A 19,384-nucleotide genomic window follows, 5' to 3' on the forward strand; every position below is an offset into this window, starting at 1 on the left:
ATGGCTAATCAATCAGGGCATCGATAAAGTCATTGGCATCAAACGGGCGCAAGTCATCAATACTTTCACCCACGCCGATAAAACGGACCGGGATCGCGTGCTTGGATTGCCCGCTCAAATGCGCAATGGCGGCGATCACGCCCCCTTTGGCGGTGCCATCCAGCTTGGTTAAGGCCAGGCCCGTCACCCCCAGGGCGTCGTTGAAAGCCTTGAGCTGGTTGACGGCATTCTGGCCGGTGTTGGCATCCAGCACCAGCAGGATCTCATGCGGCGCGCCTGGCAATGCCTTGTCAATCACGCGTTGCACCTTTTTGATTTCATCCATCAGGTGCAACTGTGTGGGCAGGCGGCCAGCCGTATCTGCAATCACCACATCGATTTTCCTGGCAATCGCAGAATTGACTGCATCATAAATCACTGCGGCGGGGTCGCCACTTTCTGAGGCAATCACCTGCACATCGTTGCGTTCCCCCCAGACCTGCAATTGTTCGCGCGCGGCGGCGCGGAAAGTATCACCGGCGGCAATCAATACGCTGTGCCCTTGCCCTTGCAGGTATTTTGCCAGCTTGCCTATGGTGGTGGTTTTGCCTGCGCCATTCACGCCTACCATCATCATCACGTAAGGCTGGTGGCCGCTGACATCCAGCGGTGCTTGCAAGGGTGAGAGCAGGTCAGACAAGGTTTCTTTCAGCGCCTGTTTCAACGCAATCGTGTCCTGCAGATCCTGCCTTTTCACGCGGGCACGTAGTTGCTCGAGCAGGTGCTGGGTGGCACTAACGCCCACATCCGAGGTCAGCAGGATGGTTTCCAGTTCTTCGTAGATGTCTTCGTCGATCTTGCCGCCACCAAACAGCGCGCTGAGTTGCCCACCCAGTTGCTGGCGGGTTTTCGCCAGGCCGTTTTTCAGGCGTTGGGTCCAGCTCAGGCTGGTGGTTTCTTCGGGGGCAGGGGATGAAGACTCGGTTTTTTTGGCAAATGGATTGAACATGGCAGCTTAAAACTCGGTAATATGCCTATTTTAAGCCGAATCGACATTTACCGCCACGACCATGGCTTTGCGATGTGTATCAAAAGCCCCAGGATGTATTTTAGAACCCAGGTTCTATCAGGCAACTCATGCGAACTAAGTCGCTACGGCATCAGTCACACCCACTGCTTCATACAACCTGTCTCTTATAGTGATTCCATCATGAAAAAAAGTTTTCCTTATCGCAGCCGGCCACTCGTGTTATTGGCTGCGTTGCTCAGTGTCTGTACCACGCAGGCCGCCGATATTGTGCAGACCACCCTGAAAAATGGCCTGAAGGTCATTGTGCAGGAAGATCACCGTGCGCCCGTTGTCGTCTCGCAGGTGTGGTATCGCGCCGGATCGCTGGATGAAGTGAATGGCAAAACCGGTGTAGCGCATGTGCTGGAACACATGATGTTCAAAGGCACCAAAAGTGTCCCTGCCGGGCAGTTTTCACGCCAGGTAGCAGCCGCAGGCGGCAAGGAAAATGCCTTTACCAGTAAAGATTACACCTGTTATTTCCAGCAATTGGAAAAATCAAAACTGCCATTGTCGTTCAAGCTGGAAGCGGACCGCATGGCCAATTTGCAGATCACCGATGCCGAATTTGCCAAAGAAATCGAAGTGGTGAAAGAGGAGCGCCGCTGGCGCACGGAAGACAAGCCACAATCCCGCGTCAATGAACAGTTTGATTCTTCAGTCTATCGCGCCCATCCTTATGGCCGCCCGGTAGTCGGGTTTATGAATGACCTGGATAATATGACCGCCGCCGATGCCCGTGAGTGGTACAACACCTGGTACACCCCCAATAATGTGACAGTGGTGGTGGTCGGCGATGTAAAGGCACAAGAGGTGTTCAAACTGGCGGAAGAGACGTTTGGCAAACTGGCAACCAAACCGCTCCCTGCGCGCAAACCGCAGGTAGAACCTGCACAACTGGGCGAGCGACGCGCGATTGTCAAAGCGCCCGCTAAATTGCCTTCTTTTGTGATGGGTTTTCAGGCTCCGGCCATGAAAAATGGCGCCGGTTACAGCGAGCAAGATTGGGAACCTTATGCGCTGGAGGTGTTATCCAGTGTGCTAAGTGGCAATGGCTCTTCGCGACTTAACCAGAAACTGGTGCGTGAGCAGGAGATTGCACTGGATATTGATAGCGGTTATGACGGCACTAACCGAGGCCAGTCCTCAGTATTTGAAATCGCTGCTTCGCCCAGTGAGGGCGTGGCGCTGGATGCCTTGCAAAAAGCCATCTGGGAAGTGGTAGATGAAGTGAAAAACAAGGGTGTGACCGCTGCTGAATTACATAGAGTGAAAGCGGCCGTGATTGCGGCCGATGTGTATAAGCGCGACTCCATGTTTTACCAGGCCATGCAGATCGGGCAACTGGAAACCATGGGTTATCCATTGAGCCTGCTGGAAAAAAATGCTGCGCGGGTAGAGGCGGTGACTTCAGAACAAGTGCAGGCGGTGGCTAAGAAATACCTGGTCCCAGACCAGTTAACCCTGGTGACGCTGGACCCGCAACCGATGGACGCTAACGCCAAACCGGCCGGTCGCCCGCATCAGCATTAACTTGAACCAAATAATTGTAAATAACCACAGGTTATTTCGTTTCACCAGTGACGTAGGGAACAGAATGAACGCTTTGAATGTGTTGAAAATCACCTTGTTGGCATTGCTGCTGCAAAGCCATGCCATCCATGCCCTGGCCGGGTTAAATATCCAGCATTGGACCACCAGCCAGGGCAGTGAGGTCTACTTTGTTGAAAACCATGCTTTGCCTATGATGGATGTGAGCGTGAATTTCCCCGCAGGCAGCGCACACGACACACCGGAAACCTCAGGCGTTGCAGGTGTGACGCATCACCTGATGGCATTGGTGGCAGGCGGGCTGGATGAAGAAACACTGACCAACCGTTTTGCCGATATCGGTGCCGTGCTGGGTGGTAATTTCGATGCTGACCGTGCCGGATTCAAGCTGCGCACTTTGACCAGCGAACAGGTCAGCGCACTGGAAGCGTTCAGCTTTGTATTGCATAAGCCTGATTTCCCCGAGGCGGTGCTAAAACGCGAGCAAGCGCGCATTGTCGCTGGTTTACAGGAAGCCGAAACCGAACCCGACAGCATTGCGCAAAAAGCATTTATGCACTCGGTGTATGGCATGCATGCTTACAGCCTGGACCAAAGTGGTGAAATCGATACCGTGCAATCCTTAACCGTGGCGCATTTGTCCCAGTTCTACCAAACGCATTACACAGCCAAATCAGCCGTGATTGCCTTGATGGGGGATTTAACCCTGGCCCAGGCCAAACAGATCGCCGAACGCTTGAGCACAGGCTTGCCGCAAGGCCCGGCTGTTGCGCCAGTAGCACCAGTGCCCGCCTTAAAAGCAGCCAGCGTTAAAAAGCTGCCTCACCCTGCCTTGCAAGCGCACATTTTGCTCGGTCAGCCAGGTAACAAACGTGGCGATCTAGATTTCTTCCCCTTATATGTCGGTAACTATATTCTGGGCGGCGGTGGTTTTGTCTCACGCCTGACTGAGGAAGTGCGTGAGAAACGCGGGTTGGCCTACAGCGTGTATAGTTATTTCTTGCCCATGGCCGAACTTGGGCCTTTCCAGATCGGCTTGCAAACTAAAAAGGAGCAGGCTGAAGATGCACTGAAGCTGGTGAATGAAACCGTACAACAGTTTGTGCAAAAAGGCGTGACCGAGCCTGAGCTAAAGGCGGCGAAAGATAACCTGATCGGTGGTTTCCCGTTACGCATAGACAGCAACAGCAAAATACTGGAATACCTGAATATCATCGGCTTCTACAAACTGCCGCTGGACTACCTGGACAGTTTTAACGATCACGTGGCGCAAGTGACCGTGCAGCAGGTGAATGACGCATTTAAACGCCGCATCCATCCCGAAAGTTTTGCCACCGTGATCGTAGGGGCTGAATAAGCTGGTCAAAATATAAAAGCCGACGATTGTCGGCTTTTGATTGTGTGACGTTAGGCAAAGATACGTTTACAGCACAGCACCCTTACGTTTTTTGCGCGCCAGAAAGTAATAAAGCACCGCACCCAGCAGGTTCAAAAAGAAGATCACCAGGAACCAGACCAGTTTATCGTCCTTCTGGTCAGCCAGGCAATCCACCAGCATCCATAGCCAGAACACGGTCAGCGCCAATCCGATCAGGCTGCCTAACAGGCCAAAGCCAAATAAAAATTCCATGTGTGATTTCCTTTATTTATTTTGATGGATGATAGCACGAACTGTTTTTCAGCAAGCCAATGCAAATGTCGCCACAGGGGCGAACACCTTTATAATAACGCTTTGTCCTTGTGTATCAATTGAACCATCTTTATGAATCAAGTGCGTCTTAATGCCGGTGTCTGGCGTAGCCGGGTACTCAAATTCCCGGATGCCGATGGCTTGCGTCCCACGCCGGACCGTGTGCGGCAAACCGTGTTCAACTGGCTGGGGCAGGAGTTAACCGGCAAAACCTGCCTGGACCTGTTTGCAGGCACCGGTGCGCTGGGGTTTGAAGCGCTGTCACGCAATGCCAGCCAGGTCACCATGCTGGAGCTCGGCAAAGGCCCGTTCCAGGCTTTGTTGCAAAATCAGGCATTGCTGCAAGCTACAAAAGCCGATATCCGCCAGGCCGATGCGCTGAAGTTCCTGGCCCAAAACACACAACGCTATGACGTCATTTTCTGTGATCCACCCTACCACAAACAATGGCTGGATAAGTTGTTGCCACTGCTGGCAGGACATTTGTCAGAAGCAGGCTGGCTGTATGTAGAAGCCGAATATGCGTTAAAATCCGATTCGGACTGGCAAGTGATCAAGTCTGGCAAAGCAGGGCAAGTGTTCTACCACCTGTTGCAACCAGTCAACACGCCAGCCACGCAGCCTTGAATGTGCGTACAGATTTCGGGATATCAGGAATGAATAAAACCAGAATTGCAGTCTATCCGGGCACGTTTGACCCGATCACCATGGGGCACGAAGATATCGTGCGCCGTGCCGCGCATCTGTTTGACCAGGTCATTGTCGCAGTGGCGGGCAGCACCAGCAAACAAACCCTGTTTAGCCTGCAAGAGCGTGTGACACTGGCGCAATCGGTATTTGCCGGTGAAAACATCAAAGTGGTTGGTTTTGATGGCCTGTTGATGCAATTCGTCCAGTCGCAAGGTGCGCAGATGGTGATTCGCGGATTACGCGCAGCCAGCGATTTCGAGTACGAATTCCAGTTAGCAGGCATGAACCGCAAACTGTACCCAAAACTGGAAACCCTGTTTATGACACCGGCCGAAGAATACATGTTTATCTCTTCCAGCCTGGTGCGCGAAGTGGCTCGCCTGGGTGGCGATGTAAACCAGTTCGTGTCACCCGGCGTTGAAACCGCTATCAAGCAAAAACTGATTGTATAAATGTCCCTGTTTATTACCGATGAATGCATAAATTGCGATGTTTGCGAGCCGGTGTGCCCGAACGAGGCCATTTTTCAAGGCGAAGAGATCTATGAAATCAATCCGGATCTGTGCACCGAATGCGTAGGCCATTTTGACAAACCACAGTGCCAGCAAGTGTGCCCGATCAGCTGCATTCCGCTGGACCCGGACCGAGTGGAGACTCAAGAACAGTTAATGAACAAATACTTGCGTATCACCCAAATCTAAACCAGCGCCTCACAGATCAAGTACATTAGTATAAATGGTTAAATATAGCCATCATGGCTATAAACAACCAATTTTATTTCCATTGAATATAAAAATATTTAATAAACACTATCAGAATCAATCAGTTGATTGAGCCTGGATGCCGGGAATAGCCTTTGCTTGATTCTTGCAAAGTATTTTTTGAAAAGCATCTGCAATGAATTCCTCGATCGAATGGCATGGCATTAATTTAAGGTGGGCCTATAGTGAACTGCTGCCTGCCATCTATAACGACATTCGCTGCCGTCATAAGGCCTACGATATCTTGCACGATGCATTGTTGAAATTTGCCATCTCGCCGACCGCCATCAACCTCGAGAAACCACATGCCTACCTGCGAGTCATCGCGCAAAACCTGGCAAATGAAGATCGCAGAGTCAGCAAAAGGGTCATTACATTTTCATCCAGTGAAGAATTCAGCCTGCCGGAGTTTATCAATGACCCGACCAGGGTAGCGCCTTCGCCGGAGGAACTTACTTCTATCAAGCAACGGCTAGAGGCCTTGCAAAGAGTGATCAATCGGCTGCCGCCGAAGTGCCGTGAAGCCTTCTGGTTATATCGCGTAGAGCAAATGCCGCTTAAAGACATTGCTGAAAAACTGTCTATCACCGTGAATATGGTGTCACGCCATATCACCCGCGCCATGCTGGATTTAACAAAACTGCAGGACCAGATCTGCTAATCATGCCCGCCACCCATACCGATAAATTGCGCGAATCGGCGATTGCCTGGTTTATTCGCATCAGGGATGCCGAAGCGGATGACGCCATCCGTGGCAAGTTTGAGCAATGGCTGATGGCAAGCCAGGCGCACCAGCAAGCCTATGCGGATGTGTCCAAGGTATGGGAATCTTTTGACTCTACCCCTGAGCTTGAAAGGCTGGCGGGCATCGCCGAGCAAAATACTTTCTTCCAAAAGGCAGAGCGCGCACAACGCATCAAAAAATACGTGGCAGGGGCGATGGCTGCGGCAGTGATCGGCCTTGGCGGATTACTCAGCCTGCAAACCTGGCATGCCCAACCCACCTTGCAAATGGTTGCCCAGGCCGAAGTCGGCGCAGTGAAATCGCAACGCCTGGATGATGGCACCTTGCTGACCATGAACACCGGTACCGAGATTGAAATCACTTATTACCGTGATCGACGCCTGGTAAAGCTCAAACAAGGTGAAGCCATTTTTGAAGTCGCGCGCGATGAGCAGCGACCGTTTATTATCAATAGCGGCAAAGCGCAGATTACGGTACTAGGTACTCGTTTTGCGGTTAACCGGCTGAAGAAACTGGTGCGCGTCAGCGTGGATCACGGCACCGTCAAAGTCGAACAGCATGATGCTGACAACACCATCAACCCGCACTCATTGATATTGCACGATGGTGAAGTGGCCGAAGTGAAAACCGAAGGCACAGTGCCAGTGCACACCAAACATCAGGCCGTTGATGCCTTTGCCTTCGAAAAAGGCATGGTGATTTTTGAAGAAGCCGATATGGATGAAATCGCCGAAACGCTCTCCAGATATCGCAAATTGCCGTTAATCGCTGAACAGCCTATCTCTGCGAAAGTGCATATCACCTCAATGCTAAAAGCCGATTCGATTGATACCTTTATTAATCAAATGCCTGAAATGGCCCCGGTGCGTATTGTGCAAACAGCCAAGGCCACCATTATTAAAGGCGCTTCATCTAAATAATTAAAGAATTTAAAAATAGACATCATAACTTTGCCCTCTCAAAACATCATTGCGGTAATAAGATGAAATTCAGGGATGGGCAATGGCGAGTAAGTTCAAACAAACACGAAGCCTGATAGCAGGGGCCGTGTTATCAATATTGGGAGTTGACCAGGCTGGTTTGCATCATCTGCATGCCGCCGAACTCAACACCAAAGTACCTGCAACAGCTGACGGCACCGGCTTTCCGCAGCAGTTCAATTTGCCTTCCCAACCGTTAAGCCAGTCCATCCGGCAGCTAGCCAATCAGACCGGCTTAAGCATCTCGTACGATAGCGAGCTCACTAAAAATAAAACGGCACCTGCGATTAAGGGCTTGCTGTCCCCGCAAGATGCCTTGAAAAAAGTATTACAAGGCAGTGGCTTGCTACTCACTATCACGGGTGACTCTGCTGTTATTAAACCTGAGCCTGAACGGAGTTCTAAAAGCCTAGAGCTTGAGGGCATTGAAGTCCGCGCCAAGCGTTTTTATGAAATAGGACCGCTACCAGGGCTTGGGCTGACCAAAGAAGAAATCCCCGGTAACGTACAAAGTATTTCTGCAAAGGAAATCAAAGAGGCGCATTCCTTGAGTATTACCGATTTGATGAATCAAAAATTGCAATCGGTGACAGTTAATGATTATCAAGGTAATCCATTTCAAATGGATGTGCAATATCGAGGTTTCACTGCGGGTCCCCAGATCGGAACACCTCAAGGTTTGAGTGTCTTTTTGGATGGCATTCGCGTGAATGAGCCATTCGGAGATGTTGTTAATTGGGACATGATACCCATGAACGCCTTGGCTGGAGTAGATGTGTTTCCAGGATCCAACCCCATTTTTGGATTAAATACCTTGGGGGGGGCCTTCTCCATGAAAACCAAGGATGGTTTTAATAATGCAGGAATAGATGCAGATATTCTTACCGGCTCATACGGTCGCAAGCAACTCCAGGTAGAAGGTGGCTGGAATAACGGGACGGTTGGGTTATTTGCAGCAGGAAACTTCTTTCTTGAAGATGGTTGGCGCCAAAACTCACCTAGTAAAGTAAATCAGTTATTTACTAAAGCCAGTATTCGCGGAGAGAAAGTAGATCTGAATTTTAGTACGTTATTGGTTCAAACTGATTTGGTAGGTAACGGAATGCTACCTTCAAATATGTATGAGCAAGATCGTAATAGTGTTTTCACTGCACCGGACAAAACAAAAAATCAACTGGCGCAATTTCAGCTATCTGGTAGTTATTTTGTAGATGAGCAATTCACAGTAACTGGACAGATTTATCGTAGAAATAGTAAACGACATCAAATTGGTTCAGACATCGTTCGTGAGTGGGGTGATAATTTTATTGGGAAACGGACTCCGGCAGCAGGTGAGCAGTTTGCGTGCATGTTATCAAGCACAGGCTCCCAAAAAGGCATTCCTGATATGTACGTAATTCCATCTGAAGCTGATCCTACAAATGGATCTACCGATATTACTACAACCGATTTTTACACCAACCTCTCAGATAATGTCGGAAACACAGGCCTATATACTGTAGATCCAGTTTTATTTGCGAATCTTAAGAACACGGGCATCCCTGACGACATGGCAAAAGCTTTGCGCGATACTCTTGATTTTTGGAAAAACAAAGAAGAACGCATCTTATATAACCAGAATCAGTCCACTCCGCAATATTCTGGGGCGGCTTTTATTGATAATACCAATAATCAGATTATCGATACAAATGGTAATCCATTAACAAGTTATCACATAGGAAGCAGTTTAATAGGCGACTTTCAACCACTGGGCTCAGGTGATACTGTTTATTACCCAAATTTAGACGACGTTTATTTTTACAAATACGTAAATGTTGGAGGCGTGGACAAGCTATTTAGATTTAATGTGGTGTTATTAGCGCCAACCAACAACGACCAATGTGCTGCTGCAAGAGCAGCTGATGCGGCCTATCCAATACAGTCTATTGATGGGGCTAACGGAAATACGTCCGGTGTAGTACAAGGTACGCCGACAGCAATCATCAATGACAACAAGATTAACCAGATTGTTGACGGGGTTTCAATTCAGTTTAATTGGAATCTAGAGCATCACAAGTTTATGATTGGCGCTTCTATTGATAGCGCAAGTGCTGATTACAGTAATTACACACAACTGGGGTTTTTTGATGCTAACAGGAATGCATACTTAGATCCCGCTCAAGCTCATCCACAATTTATTGGAGCATATCAGGCAATTCCGAATAATAACTTTAGTGGGACTAATACAACTCAAAGTATCTATTTTAGTGATACATGGACTCCGATTGACACTTTGCACATAACTACCTCTGGGCGTTATAACCAAACGTTTACGAAGAATAAAATAGCTGCTAGATATGGTTACAGTTCTTATGAAATTACTGACTTGATTGGTTATCCCGATAAAGTCGCCGTATGCGATGGCGATTGCAGTAATAGTCCTCCAGTTCCGTATTATCGACAAATTAGTCTATTCAATGCTCTTGATCCTGCAGAAACAGAGAAGTTTAGCTTTTACTCATTCAATCCTTCTCTTGGTATTACATGGCAGGCTAATGAACAGGTAAATATTTTTGCAAACGTGGCTCAAGGTACACGAGTGCCTAGTGTCATCGAGTTAGGTTGTGCATTTGACAATACTCCAATACGTACGGGCGATAAAGACACTGATGGCGATGGAATCACCGATACGCCAGTTTTTACACCCAGAAGTCTTGCTGAAAATCGGTCTTGTACATTACCAACAACTTTATCTGGTGATCCCTTTTTACCGCAGATTCGTTCGACAAGTTATGACCTAGGTTTGCGCGGTAACTGGGGAGAAAATATACGTTGGAATTTTGGCGTATATCAAACGGATCTCCGTGATGACATCTATTTTGTAGCTGTTGGGAACGGTCGGGGTTTCTTTAATACTATTGGTGATACGAGACGTCGAGGGCTTGAAATGGGACTATCTGGTCAAAAAGATAAATGGAAGTTTAATTTGAACTATGCGCTGACAGATGCAACATTCGAAGATAGTTTTCGAATGATTAACCCAGATAATAGCAGTTCGACAGATAAGAATGACGGCTATGGCCCTGCTATAGATGTTAAGCCAGGCAGTCGCATTCCTGGAGTTTCTTTGCATAACCTCAATGCCAGTGTGAATTATGAAGTAACAGATAATTGGACTGTAGGTTTATCGGCGGTAGCGCATTCTGATAGTTATGTACGCGGTAATGAAAATAATGAACATAAACCAGGTGTAATTCAAGATCGAGGCATGGGAGCTGTGGGTAATGCGTTATTGCGTCCAAAAAACAACCCAGGAACGGTTCCAGGCTTCGCCGTCTACAACTTTCAAACTGGTTATAAGTTTAATAAAGAGTGGACAGCAACTATTTTGGTTAACAACATTTTTGATCGAGAATACTTTACCGCAGGTAGGCTTGGTCGCAACCCTTTTTCACCAGGCATCAATGGTGCAGTTGGCCCAGATGGATATAACCATAACTCTAATGACTGGCTTAGCACTAACTTTATTGCACCGGGTGCGCCTCGTGGAGTCTGGTTTAGTTTGAACTGGCATTTTGTTCCAGATTAATGTTTTTATCAGAAGTTAAGTTCTTGTTTGTAAGTAATGAGTATTCTAAAAAAAGGGGAGTAAGAAATGCATCGTAATCTTAAATTTATCGTAACTCTTATACTTAGTATCCAATCAACTCTAAGTTTTGCTGCTGGAGCATTTTGTGCACTATCTTCTTTGCCAATAGGATCGGCCTATATTAATCTTTATAACGATGGAAGAGTGGAACCACCATTAATCGGCCCTCCCGTTTCACCGTTACAATCCAGAACCAATTTTGGGATTGATTTACCTTATGGCGGGGCTGCAGGCTCGTGTCAAATTAGTGGTATGGCTAATTACTCAACAGCACCTTTGCCAGGGTATGGGATACAAGTGACGTCGAATACCCAGAATATTTATGCAGCAGATGGAGTTACAGCGATTGGTTCTGTCAATGAGCGAATTTGGCGTAAGACTAGCACCACGCCTGCAATGTGCATTTTAGGAACCTCTGTGTATTTAACTACAAATGCTTATTACAATGGCTCTCAGTATTTTGAATTAAATGATATCGCAAGAGGAGGTTTTTCTAGTTCTGGTGTGGTTAATGTAGGTTACTTTTCCCTACCTACCACTCCGGCAATTTATCCTGTATACCGAGCAGGTAGAACGTTTACTTCTGTACAACATCGTGCTTATAAATATGCGGGTTTTAAGGCTGAGAAGCAAAGTAATGGTATAGGATATTTAGATCTTCCGACTATTAACGGATCTTCCACTTTAAGCATAAACGGCATTAACTCTCCAATAAGTGGATCTAGTATAGCTACAACTGGAGGGAATCCAGCCTTACAGGATGCACAAGTGAATAGCAATTGGGTTGATTTCACACTGCATGCAATTTACACCGATGGTAGTATCACTGATCCAGTGTCTTCTATGACATATATAGAATTTCCATGTAATAACGACAGTATATCGATTATAAATACAGTTGCGCCATCTGGAAGCAACGCGGGTTGGAGAAAATCTGGTGCGCTGAGACTGCGCCAGACAGGGCAAAAAGATTCGACTTTTCATGAAGTTATTATGCCTGGATATGCACCACCTGGTGCAACGGTGCCTTAATTAGCTCCAATGTAAATCTGGTATAAGTTAAAACGATCTATCTAAATAATAGGTTTATTCACTAGAAGCTATCAAGGCTGATAGTTGTTATCTTTTAGCATCTGTGATGGTCAATTTTATTCAGTGAGGCATAGGGATTTTTTAATGCTACTTACCTAACAATGGTCGCTTCATTTTTAGGTAAGTTAAATGTTCTAGTGATGATATCAAGTGCGCACTACAGCTCAAAATTGACTCATCCAAAAAATGGTATGATAAAACTTCATAATAATTAAGTTGGGGTAAATGATGAAGTACTTGCATACCATGGTACGCATTAGCGATGTTGAAGCATCTTTAAAGTTTTTCCGAGATGCATTAGGTTTAGAGGTCACCAAGGAAATGAAAAACGATCAAGGGCGATTCACCTTGATTTATCTGGCCGCGCCGGGCAACCCAGAAGCTGAAGTTGAGTTGACCCATAACTGGGACCCTGAGGAATATACGGGCGGGAGGAATTTTGGGCATATCGCTTATGAGGTGGAAGATATTTACGCAACCTGTGCTCGACTGGCTGAACATGGCGTGACGATTCTGCGCCCACCACGCGATGGGTATATGGCGTTTATCAGGTCACCGGATAATATCTCCATTGAATTACTTCAAGCAGATAAGCCTTTGCCACCTGCAGAGCCTTGGGTTTCAATGAAAAACACCGGTTCCTGGTAGGTTTTCAAAAGCATGTCTAACCAGGCGCATTTGCTGGAAGCCGTGACGCTGGCACAGGCGGGTGACTGGGATGCGGCGCACAACATCGCGCAGGATTACAATGACCATACGGCTAACTGGATACATGCGGTGCTGCATAAGGTGGAGGGAGATGTGTGGAACAGCAAATACTGGTATGGCAAAACCGGCGGCCATCAGTATGAGGATTATGCTGCTGATGTCCCGCGGGAGCTGGAAGCAATTAGGCAGTTACTTGTTTCCAGCATTGGTTAAGGTCTCTCAGCCCAATCTGGCGTTAACTCTCTACCTCAGTGGCCTGATGGTTGGTGACAAAAATGCCCCACAACGATTGTAAAAACAAGCCTATCACTGTGCCGGTAAAAAACAGCATCACCACTGCAATCATGCTCATAAATACTAAAAAAGCATCCTGATGCCATAGGCCATGTGTGCCTATGGATTGCCAAGTTTGTAACACCTGCTGTATTAATCGATTTTCATCCATCTGTTTACCACCCACATTATCTGAGCATCGCGCGTCATATCTTGGTGTGACACCTTATTTGCATTTTAGATGCATGATGACTTTTCACGTCTGACATCTTGCCTGATTTCAATCGGGCCAAATCGGTGCATTTTTATGTTGAATGCATGATTTCTCTATATCGCGAGTTTTGCAAGTTTATGATTTATATATAAAAAATACAAATATAAAGGTGGCCTGCTTGTTGCTAGTGTATCACTGAGCTAGGGGAGAAGACACCATGATAAAAAAACTTGTGGCCAGTGCCATGGTTTCGGCAGAGACGCGGTTGTCTGACAATATTCAATTGCTGGGCAGTTTGCTGGACCAGGCGATTCAGGAAGTGGAAGGGCAGGTGGCGTTTGATCAGATCGCTGCAATCCGCGAGGCCGCCACTAAATTTCACCAGACACATGACCAGAATGCTTCATTGCAGCTAGAGAAATTGCTGGCAGCGCTGACGCCTGCGCAAACCGTGTGTGTGGTGCGCGCCCTGAGTTATTACAAGCATCTGGTCAATCTGGCCGAGGATCTGTATGGCCAGCAACTGGCTAATAGCCATGAGTCTGCGCCGGTCGCCGGGATGCTTGCTTATTCACTGGCTCAGTTGCGTGAAGAAGGCGTGTCGGCAGAAGTCATCCAGCAATTTTTTGATGATGCGCTGGTTTCGCCGGTGTTAACGGCGCATCCCACCGAAGTGCAACGTAAAAGCGTTCTGGATATTGAGCGTAGCATAGTCGAACTGCTGGCTGAGCGGGCACATGTATTTGCAGAGCGGCAGCTGGCACGTAACAGCCTGTTACTGCAAGGCGCTGTTTCCGCATTGTGGCAAACGCGTATGCTGCGTTTTTCCAAACTGACTGTGGTCAACGAAATTGAAAATGCGCTGACTTATTACGACAGCACTTTTCTGCATGTGATCCCCGAGTTGTTGCAAGACCTGGAGCGTGACCTGGTGCCATTGATGCCTGCTGGCAGCGATTACCAGTTGCCCGCCTTTTTGCGCATGGGCAGCTGGATAGGCGGTGATCGGGACGGCAACCCGTTTGTGGATGGCACCACCTTGCGCGAAGCGGTGCGCTTGCAGGCGGTGACGGTATTCCGCTTTTACCTGGGTGAGCTGGCTGAGCTAAAACGCGAGTTGGGCGTCTCCACGCGGCTGATAAACGTAGATGAAGCCGTGATAGCGCTTGCCAAAGCCTCGCGCGATCAATCTGCGCATCGCATGGATGAACCTTACCGCTTGGCCCTGAATGGTGTGCATGACCGTTTGCTGGCGACTGCTGCAAGCCTTTTAAGCGGCTGTGGCTGGACCATAGACGACGATATCGATGCTTTGCCCTATGACGGCCCGGAAGCTTTGTTGCAGCCTTTGCAGGCCATCGCCGATTCCTTGTGCAAGCATCACGGCGAAGCGCTGATTTATCCGCGCCTGGGCAAGCTGATGAAGGCGATTGAGTCTTTTGGCTTCCATCTGGCGACGGTGGATATCCGTCAATCTTCAGATGTGCATGAAGCCGTGATCAGCGAGCTATTGCAAAAAGCCGGCTATGAGTTTGATTATGCTGAGTTTAATGAAGACGAAAAAATAGGCATTTTGCTGGAAGAACTCAAACAGCCGCGTTTGTTGTTCTCACCTTTCCAGCAATACTCCGAGCTGGTGCACAAAGAAATCGGTGTGCTGGAAGCGGTGCGTGAGATGCGTGAGCGCTTTGGCTGCCATGCCGTGCGCCAATATATTATCTCGCATACCGAAACGCTGTCGGACTTACTGGAAGTCGCCTTGCTGCAACGCGAAGCCGGGTTGCTGCGCGGCGTCTGGGGTTCAGCCAATATCCAGGTCGATTTAAATATCGTGCCCCTGTTTGAAACCATCGCCGACCTGCGCGATGCGCCCATGATCATGGGTAAATGGTTGAGTCTGCTGGGCATACGCCATGTCATCCGTAATCAGGGCAGTGAGCAGGAAGTCATGCTCGGCTATTCCGATAGTAATAAAGATGGCGGTTTCCTCACTTCAAACTGGGAGTTATACAAAGCCGAAATCTCGCTGGTGGAATTGTTCAAGCAAGCCAAGGTGAAGTTGCGCTTGTTCCATGGCCGTGGCGGCACGGTAGGGCGGGGTGGAGGCCCGACGTACCAGGCCATCATGGCACAACCGCAAGGCACGGTGGACGGCCAGATCCGGCTCACCGAGCAAGGTGAAATCATCGCCAATAAATACGCCGACCCGGTCGTCGGGCGACAGCACCTGGAAACTCTGATCGCGGCGACACTGGATGCGACCTTATTCCCCTCTGATCAGCTGGAACCGGCCAAACGCCGTACTTTTGAAAGCGTGATGGAAACGCTTTCGGCCACCGCCATGACCAGCTATCGCAGCCTGGTGTATGAAACCCCCGGCTTTGCCGAATACTTTTTTAACACGACGCCCATCGAAGAAATTGCCGGATTAAACCTGGGCAGCCGCCCCGCTTCACGAAAATCCACCCGGCGTATTGAAGATTTACGCGCCATCCCCTGGGGATTTTCGTGGGGGCAGTGTCGTTTGCTGCTACCGGGCTGGTATGGGCTGGGCAGCGCCATTCATCAATACTTGCATCAACCGGGTAGCGTGAAGGAGACACGTTTGGCCTTGCTCAGGGAAATGCTGGTCGGCTGGCCTATCTTCAAGACACTGATCAATAACGTCGATATGGTGCTAGCCAAAACCGACCTGATTGTAGCCAGGCATTATGCACATCTGCTGCCAGACCGCAGTTTGCGCGAAGAGATTTTCAGCCGCATTGAGCAGGAGCACCAGTTGACCACTGAAGTCGTCAACCTGCTATTGGGTAGCACGCAACGGCTTGCCAGCCAGCCGGTGCTGGCGAAATCCATCCGCGAACGCCTGCCTTATCTCGACCCGCTCAATCACCTGCAAGTCGAGATGATTCAGCGCTACCGTAATGGCGAGACCGATGAAAAACTCAAATTGGCAATTCCGCTGACAATCAATGGCATAGCAGCCGGGTTAAGAAATACCGGTTAACACTGTCCTGATTTAACCCGTTCTGATTAAGGCAACTTTGATTGCCATACTTGCTTGCGCATAGCATGATCGGGAACAGGCAATCTACAAAAAAGATGTTAAATTAACCTTTGTTAACATATGTATATCACTCGTTGTATATGCTAGGCTGCGAGATATGGCTGTGACATTTATTCGACGGACGATTTAGAGCTGATTACAAATGGTGAAACCAATTTCAAAAAAGAAACTTTTAAACGATCTCTACATGAATGCCAGCATTCATCAAATGATTGCGTCTTATCTTTTCAATGTGGTTGCCAAAGATAAAACAATGACCGGTAGATCATGTCGGCTTGCTGAAAAGCTCCAGTACCGGGCGATCAAGTATTATCGGCGCGCTTCAGTGCTGGAAAATCTTGATATTGATATGGTCAATAACAATCATTCGTAAAGCAGTTTTCTGCTATTTGAAAGCGCTCTTGCGACATAAAAAAAGGACAAGCCGGGCTTGTCCTTTTTTTGGGATAGACACATCACATCAGATTAATGATGGTTATCTTTTTCCCAGGTATTGATTTGCTTTTCAGCTTCATCTTTGCTGATGCCATAACGTTCCTGGATTTTACCCACGACCTGGTCGCGTTTACCTTCAATCACGTCAAGGTCATCATTGGTCAGCTTGCCCCATTGCTCCTGTACTTTACCTTTAAGTTGTTTCCAGTTGCCCTCGAAAATATCTTTATTCATGATTAAATCTCCTCAATTTTAGAATCGTATCTCGGTCATCGACCTGTGAGCTATAGTAGCCAGAAGCGACTGGTATAGAAGTCGGACGATTTTGTATTTATGCGTAAGACTTGGCTGACAGTGTGTTTTAGTACTTTTTGAAACCAGCACTGAAAGACGTCCCTGCCGGATGAATAGCGCACAATAAAGCGCAGTATTTTCTGGTTGATTGCCTGCTGGTTCCCATCAAATTACGCTTTAAACCTGTTAACATGCGTGCATGAATAAAGCCTCTTTTTCTGCGTTTAAACACGCGCTGGCCCAACGGCTGCCTTATGAATTGTGGATAGGCTGGCGCTATACGCGAGCCAAACGTAACAATCATTTCATTTCGTTTATTTCACTGACCAGCATGATAGGAATTGCTCTCGGGGTGATGGCCCTGATCGTCGTCTTGTCCGTCATGAACGGTTTTCAGGACGAGCTGCGCAAACGCATCCTCGGTGTCGCGTCGCATATTGAAGTGCGCAGTTTTGATGCAGGGTTACCTGACTGGCAGCATGTGCAACGCAAGATTGAATCGCTGCCGCCTAAGACATTCTCCAGCCCGGTGCAGGGCATGGCGCCCTATGTGATGGCGCAGGGCATGCTGACGCGTGACCAGGCCGTGCAGGGCGTGCTGATACGCGGTGTGCTGCCGACGGCTGAAGGCGCGGTCTCTGATTTATCTACGCAAATGAAAATCGGCAAACTGCAGGATTTGCAAGCCGGAAAATTCAACATCGTGCTGGGTGGCGACCTGGCGCAGGCGCTTGGTGTGCGCATAGGCGAGAAAGTGGTGCTGATGGCGCCGCAAGGGCAGGTGACGCCCGCCGGGCTGGTGCCACGCATCAAGCAGTTTACCGTGACCGGCATTTTCCAGGTCGGCATGTATGAATATGATGCCGGGCTGGCGCTGATCCACCTGGATGATGCGGCCAAGCTGTATCGCATGGGCGACCAGGTATCCGGCTTGCGTTTGAAACTGGCGGATTTGTTTGCCGCTGACCGTGTCAGCCGCGAGTTGATGCAGGCGCTGGGCCCTAACTATTACATTACCGACTGGACGCAACAGCATGCCAATTTCTTTAAGGCGATCCAGCTGGAAAAGCGCGTGATGTTTATTATCCTTGCGCTGATTGTGGCAGTGGCTGCGTTTAATATTGTCTCGACGCTGGTGATGGCGGTGACCGACAAGCGCGCTGACATCGCCATTTTGCGCACCATGGGGGCGACGCCGCAGGCGATCCGGCGGATGTTTGTGGTGCAGGGCGCCATGATAGGCGTGATCGGCACCATTTCTGGCGCACTGCTGGGTGTGATATTAGCGCTCAATATTGAAACCGTGGTGCCGTGGATAGAGCGCACGTTCAATGTGCAATTTTTGTCCAAAGACGTGTACTACATCAGTGATTTGCCTTCCAAGCTGATGTGGTCGGATGTGACGACGATTATCGGTTTATCTATTTTCCTGAGCCTGGTGGCGACGCTGTATCCAAGCGGACGTGCTTCTAAAATGAATCCGGCGGAGGCCTTGCGCTATGAGTAATCTGATTTTGCAGTGCCAGGGCCTGGCTAAAACCTATCAGGGCCTGGATACCTCGGTGTTGACCGGTGTGGATCTGACGCTGGCTGCGGGTGAGCATGTTGCGATTGTCGGCGCTTCTGGCAGTGGTAAAAGCACTTTGCTGCATTTGCTAGGCGGGCTGGATGCACCTACGCATGGCGAAGTGCAATGGTTAGGCAAACCGCTGACGACGCTTTCCGAGGTCGAGAAAAGTGCCATGCGCAACCAGTACCTGGGCTTTGTCTACCAGTTCCATCATTTGTTGCCAGAATTCAGCGCGCTGGAAAATGTGGCCATGCCTTTATTTATCCGCCGCATTCCACGTGCACAAGCGCTGGCACAAGCTGAGTACTATCTGACGCTGGTGGGCCTGGCCCATCGCCTGGAGCATACACCAGGCGAGTTATCCGGCGGCGAACGGCAGCGTGCTGCCCTGGCACGTGCACTGGTGACAGAGCCACGTTGCGTGCTGGCCGATGAGCCGACCGGTAACCTGGACAGGCAAACGGCAGAGCACGTGTTTGAGCTGTTGTTGAAGATCCAGGTTGAGCGGGGCACTGCGCTGGTGGTGGTGACACATGATTTATCACTGGCAGCACGCATGCACAAGCAATATCGCCTGCAAGACGGCGCATTGCAACCCATTGAGTGCCATCCTGAACAGGCTATTTCTCCGGTGTAAA

19 protein-coding genes are annotated in these 19,384 nt (G+C 48.9%); 15 read left to right on the plus strand and 4 right to left on the minus strand.

The features are described 5' to 3' along the window. Positions 1-4: 4 nt before the first annotated feature. Entirely contained in the window at positions 5-988 is a 984-nt protein-coding gene (gene ftsY, locus ACSSVF_RS08020) for a signal recognition particle-docking protein FtsY (RefSeq protein ID WP_492402670.1), read from the minus strand. 201 nt (positions 989-1,189) lie between these two features. On the opposite strand from ftsY, the gene ACSSVF_RS08025 reads away from it, so the two are divergent. Together ACSSVF_RS08025 and ACSSVF_RS08030 are read left to right on the plus strand one after the other, a co-directional pair. After that, the gene (locus ACSSVF_RS08025; protein ID WP_492402671.1) at positions 1,190-2,581 is read left to right on the plus strand and encodes a M16 family metallopeptidase; all 1,392 of its coding nucleotides are present in this window, start codon (positions 1,190-1,192) and stop codon (positions 2,579-2,581) included. A 64-nt stretch (positions 2,582-2,645) separates the two neighbouring features. Continuing rightward, positions 2,646-3,956, plus strand: a complete 1,311-nt coding sequence (locus ACSSVF_RS08030; RefSeq protein ID WP_492402673.1) for a M16 family metallopeptidase — start codon at positions 2,646-2,648, stop codon at positions 3,954-3,956. Between the two features lie 66 nt (positions 3,957-4,022). Here ACSSVF_RS08030 and ACSSVF_RS08035 read toward each other — a convergent pair whose 3' ends face one another. Then, positions 4,023-4,229 carry a PLDc N-terminal domain-containing protein gene (locus tag ACSSVF_RS08035; RefSeq protein ID WP_492402674.1) on the minus strand — a complete coding sequence of 69 codons (207 nt, stop codon included), beginning with the start codon at positions 4,227-4,229 and terminating at the stop codon, positions 4,023-4,025. 132 nt (positions 4,230-4,361) lie between these two features. Here ACSSVF_RS08035 and rsmD point away from each other — a divergent pair, with 132 nt between their 5' ends. From rsmD to ACSSVF_RS08080, 9 genes are all read left to right on the plus strand, one after another. Next, entirely contained in the window at positions 4,362-4,916 is a 555-nt protein-coding gene (gene rsmD / locus ACSSVF_RS08040; protein ID WP_492402676.1) for a 16S rRNA (guanine(966)-N(2))-methyltransferase RsmD, read from the plus strand. A gap of 29 nt (positions 4,917-4,945) precedes the next feature. After that, on the plus strand, positions 4,946-5,431 hold the full coding sequence (coaD, locus tag ACSSVF_RS08045) for a pantetheine-phosphate adenylyltransferase (RefSeq protein WP_492402678.1): 486 nt from the start codon (positions 4,946-4,948) through the stop codon (positions 5,429-5,431). Then, a complete protein-coding gene (locus ACSSVF_RS08050) occupies positions 5,432-5,680 on the plus strand; it encodes a YfhL family 4Fe-4S dicluster ferredoxin (RefSeq protein ID WP_492402679.1) in 249 nt (82 codons plus the stop codon). It abuts the gene before it with no gap. Positions 5,681-5,876: 196 nt separating this feature from the next. Beyond that, positions 5,877-6,401 (plus strand): RNA polymerase sigma factor, encoded by a 525-nt coding sequence (locus tag ACSSVF_RS08055; protein WP_492402681.1) that lies wholly within the window; start codon positions 5,877-5,879, stop codon positions 6,399-6,401. A 2-nt stretch (positions 6,402-6,403) separates the two neighbouring features. After that, positions 6,404-7,405, plus strand: a complete 1,002-nt coding sequence (locus tag ACSSVF_RS08060) for a FecR family protein (RefSeq protein WP_492402683.1) — start codon at positions 6,404-6,406, stop codon at positions 7,403-7,405. Positions 7,406-7,532: 127 nt separating this feature from the next. Further along, positions 7,533-11,033: a TonB-dependent receptor gene (locus ACSSVF_RS08065; protein WP_492402685.1), complete on the plus strand. Its 3,501-nt coding sequence runs from the start codon at positions 7,533-7,535 to the stop codon at positions 11,031-11,033. A 66-nt stretch (positions 11,034-11,099) separates the two neighbouring features. Then, positions 11,100-12,125: a hypothetical protein gene (locus tag ACSSVF_RS08070; RefSeq protein WP_492402687.1), complete on the plus strand. Its 1,026-nt coding sequence runs from the start codon at positions 11,100-11,102 to the stop codon at positions 12,123-12,125. Positions 12,126-12,410: 285 nt separating this feature from the next. Further along, entirely contained in the window at positions 12,411-12,833 is a 423-nt protein-coding gene (locus ACSSVF_RS08075) for a VOC family protein (RefSeq protein ID WP_492402689.1), read from the plus strand. A 12-nt stretch (positions 12,834-12,845) separates the two neighbouring features. Further along, the gene (locus ACSSVF_RS08080) at positions 12,846-13,106 is read left to right on the plus strand and encodes a hypothetical protein (protein ID WP_492402691.1); all 261 of its coding nucleotides are present in this window, start codon (positions 12,846-12,848) and stop codon (positions 13,104-13,106) included. 22 nt (positions 13,107-13,128) lie between these two features. On the opposite strand, the gene ACSSVF_RS08085 is transcribed toward ACSSVF_RS08080, so the two are convergent. After that, the gene (locus ACSSVF_RS08085; RefSeq protein WP_492402692.1) at positions 13,129-13,338 is read right to left on the minus strand and encodes a hypothetical protein; all 210 of its coding nucleotides are present in this window, start codon (positions 13,336-13,338) and stop codon (positions 13,129-13,131) included. 259 nt (positions 13,339-13,597) lie between these two features. On the opposite strand from ACSSVF_RS08085, the gene ppc reads away from it, so the two are divergent. Both ppc and ACSSVF_RS08095 read left to right on the plus strand, forming a co-directional pair. After that, on the plus strand, positions 13,598-16,387 hold the full coding sequence (ppc, locus tag ACSSVF_RS08090) for a phosphoenolpyruvate carboxylase (protein WP_492402694.1): 2,790 nt from the start codon (positions 13,598-13,600) through the stop codon (positions 16,385-16,387). Positions 16,388-16,589: 202 nt separating this feature from the next. Further along, on the plus strand, positions 16,590-16,820 hold the full coding sequence (locus ACSSVF_RS08095) for a hypothetical protein (RefSeq protein ID WP_492402696.1): 231 nt from the start codon (positions 16,590-16,592) through the stop codon (positions 16,818-16,820). Between the two features lie 92 nt (positions 16,821-16,912). On the opposite strand, the gene ACSSVF_RS08100 is transcribed toward ACSSVF_RS08095, so the two are convergent. Beyond that, complete coding sequence (locus ACSSVF_RS08100; protein ID WP_379031573.1) at positions 16,913-17,116, minus strand: CsbD family protein; 204 nt, start codon at positions 17,114-17,116, stop codon at positions 16,913-16,915. A gap of 259 nt (positions 17,117-17,375) precedes the next feature. Here ACSSVF_RS08100 and ACSSVF_RS08105 point away from each other — a divergent pair, with 259 nt between their 5' ends. Together ACSSVF_RS08105 and ACSSVF_RS08110 are read left to right on the plus strand one after the other, a co-directional pair. Continuing rightward, positions 17,376-18,683 carry a lipoprotein-releasing ABC transporter permease subunit gene (locus ACSSVF_RS08105; RefSeq protein ID WP_492402698.1) on the plus strand — a complete coding sequence of 436 codons (1,308 nt, stop codon included), beginning with the start codon at positions 17,376-17,378 and terminating at the stop codon, positions 18,681-18,683. After that, positions 18,676-19,383, plus strand: a complete 708-nt coding sequence (locus ACSSVF_RS08110; RefSeq protein ID WP_492402700.1) for an ABC transporter ATP-binding protein — start codon at positions 18,676-18,678, stop codon at positions 19,381-19,383. Before ACSSVF_RS08105 ends, ACSSVF_RS08110 begins: the two co-directional genes overlap by 8 nt. Position 19,384: the final 1 nt, after the last annotated feature.

The organism is Methylophilus sp. E2MeOHC9, assembly GCF_058744375.1.

Coding starts and splice junctions, on each gene's coding strand:
- ACSSVF_RS08110 (WP_492402700.1), top strand. CDS start 18,676: ATGAGTAATCTGATTTTGCAGTGCCAGGGCCTGGCTAAAACCTATCAG.
- ftsY (WP_492402670.1), bottom strand. CDS start 988: ATGTTCAATCCATTTGCCAAAAAAACCGAGTCTTCATCCCCTGCCCCC.
- ACSSVF_RS08100 (WP_379031573.1), bottom strand. CDS start 17,116: ATGAATAAAGATATTTTCGAGGGCAACTGGAAACAACTTAAAGGTAAA.
- ppc (WP_492402694.1), top strand. CDS start 13,598: ATGATAAAAAAACTTGTGGCCAGTGCCATGGTTTCGGCAGAGACGCGG.
- ACSSVF_RS08035 (WP_492402674.1), bottom strand. CDS start 4,229: ATGGAATTTTTATTTGGCTTTGGCCTGTTAGGCAGCCTGATCGGATTG.
- ACSSVF_RS08025 (WP_492402671.1), top strand. CDS start 1,190: ATGAAAAAAAGTTTTCCTTATCGCAGCCGGCCACTCGTGTTATTGGCT.
- ACSSVF_RS08105 (WP_492402698.1), top strand. CDS start 17,376: ATGAATAAAGCCTCTTTTTCTGCGTTTAAACACGCGCTGGCCCAACGG.
- rsmD (WP_492402676.1), top strand. CDS start 4,362: ATGAATCAAGTGCGTCTTAATGCCGGTGTCTGGCGTAGCCGGGTACTC.
- ACSSVF_RS08075 (WP_492402689.1), top strand. CDS start 12,411: ATGATGAAGTACTTGCATACCATGGTACGCATTAGCGATGTTGAAGCA.
- ACSSVF_RS08060 (WP_492402683.1), top strand. CDS start 6,404: ATGCCCGCCACCCATACCGATAAATTGCGCGAATCGGCGATTGCCTGG.
- ACSSVF_RS08070 (WP_492402687.1), top strand. CDS start 11,100: ATGCATCGTAATCTTAAATTTATCGTAACTCTTATACTTAGTATCCAA.
- ACSSVF_RS08050 (WP_492402679.1), top strand. CDS start 5,432: ATGTCCCTGTTTATTACCGATGAATGCATAAATTGCGATGTTTGCGAG.
- ACSSVF_RS08085 (WP_492402692.1), bottom strand. CDS start 13,338: ATGGATGAAAATCGATTAATACAGCAGGTGTTACAAACTTGGCAATCC.
- ACSSVF_RS08080 (WP_492402691.1), top strand. CDS start 12,846: ATGTCTAACCAGGCGCATTTGCTGGAAGCCGTGACGCTGGCACAGGCG.
- ACSSVF_RS08055 (WP_492402681.1), top strand. CDS start 5,877: ATGAATTCCTCGATCGAATGGCATGGCATTAATTTAAGGTGGGCCTAT.
- coaD (WP_492402678.1), top strand. CDS start 4,946: ATGAATAAAACCAGAATTGCAGTCTATCCGGGCACGTTTGACCCGATC.
- ACSSVF_RS08030 (WP_492402673.1), top strand. CDS start 2,646: ATGAACGCTTTGAATGTGTTGAAAATCACCTTGTTGGCATTGCTGCTG.
- ACSSVF_RS08095 (WP_492402696.1), top strand. CDS start 16,590: ATGGTGAAACCAATTTCAAAAAAGAAACTTTTAAACGATCTCTACATG.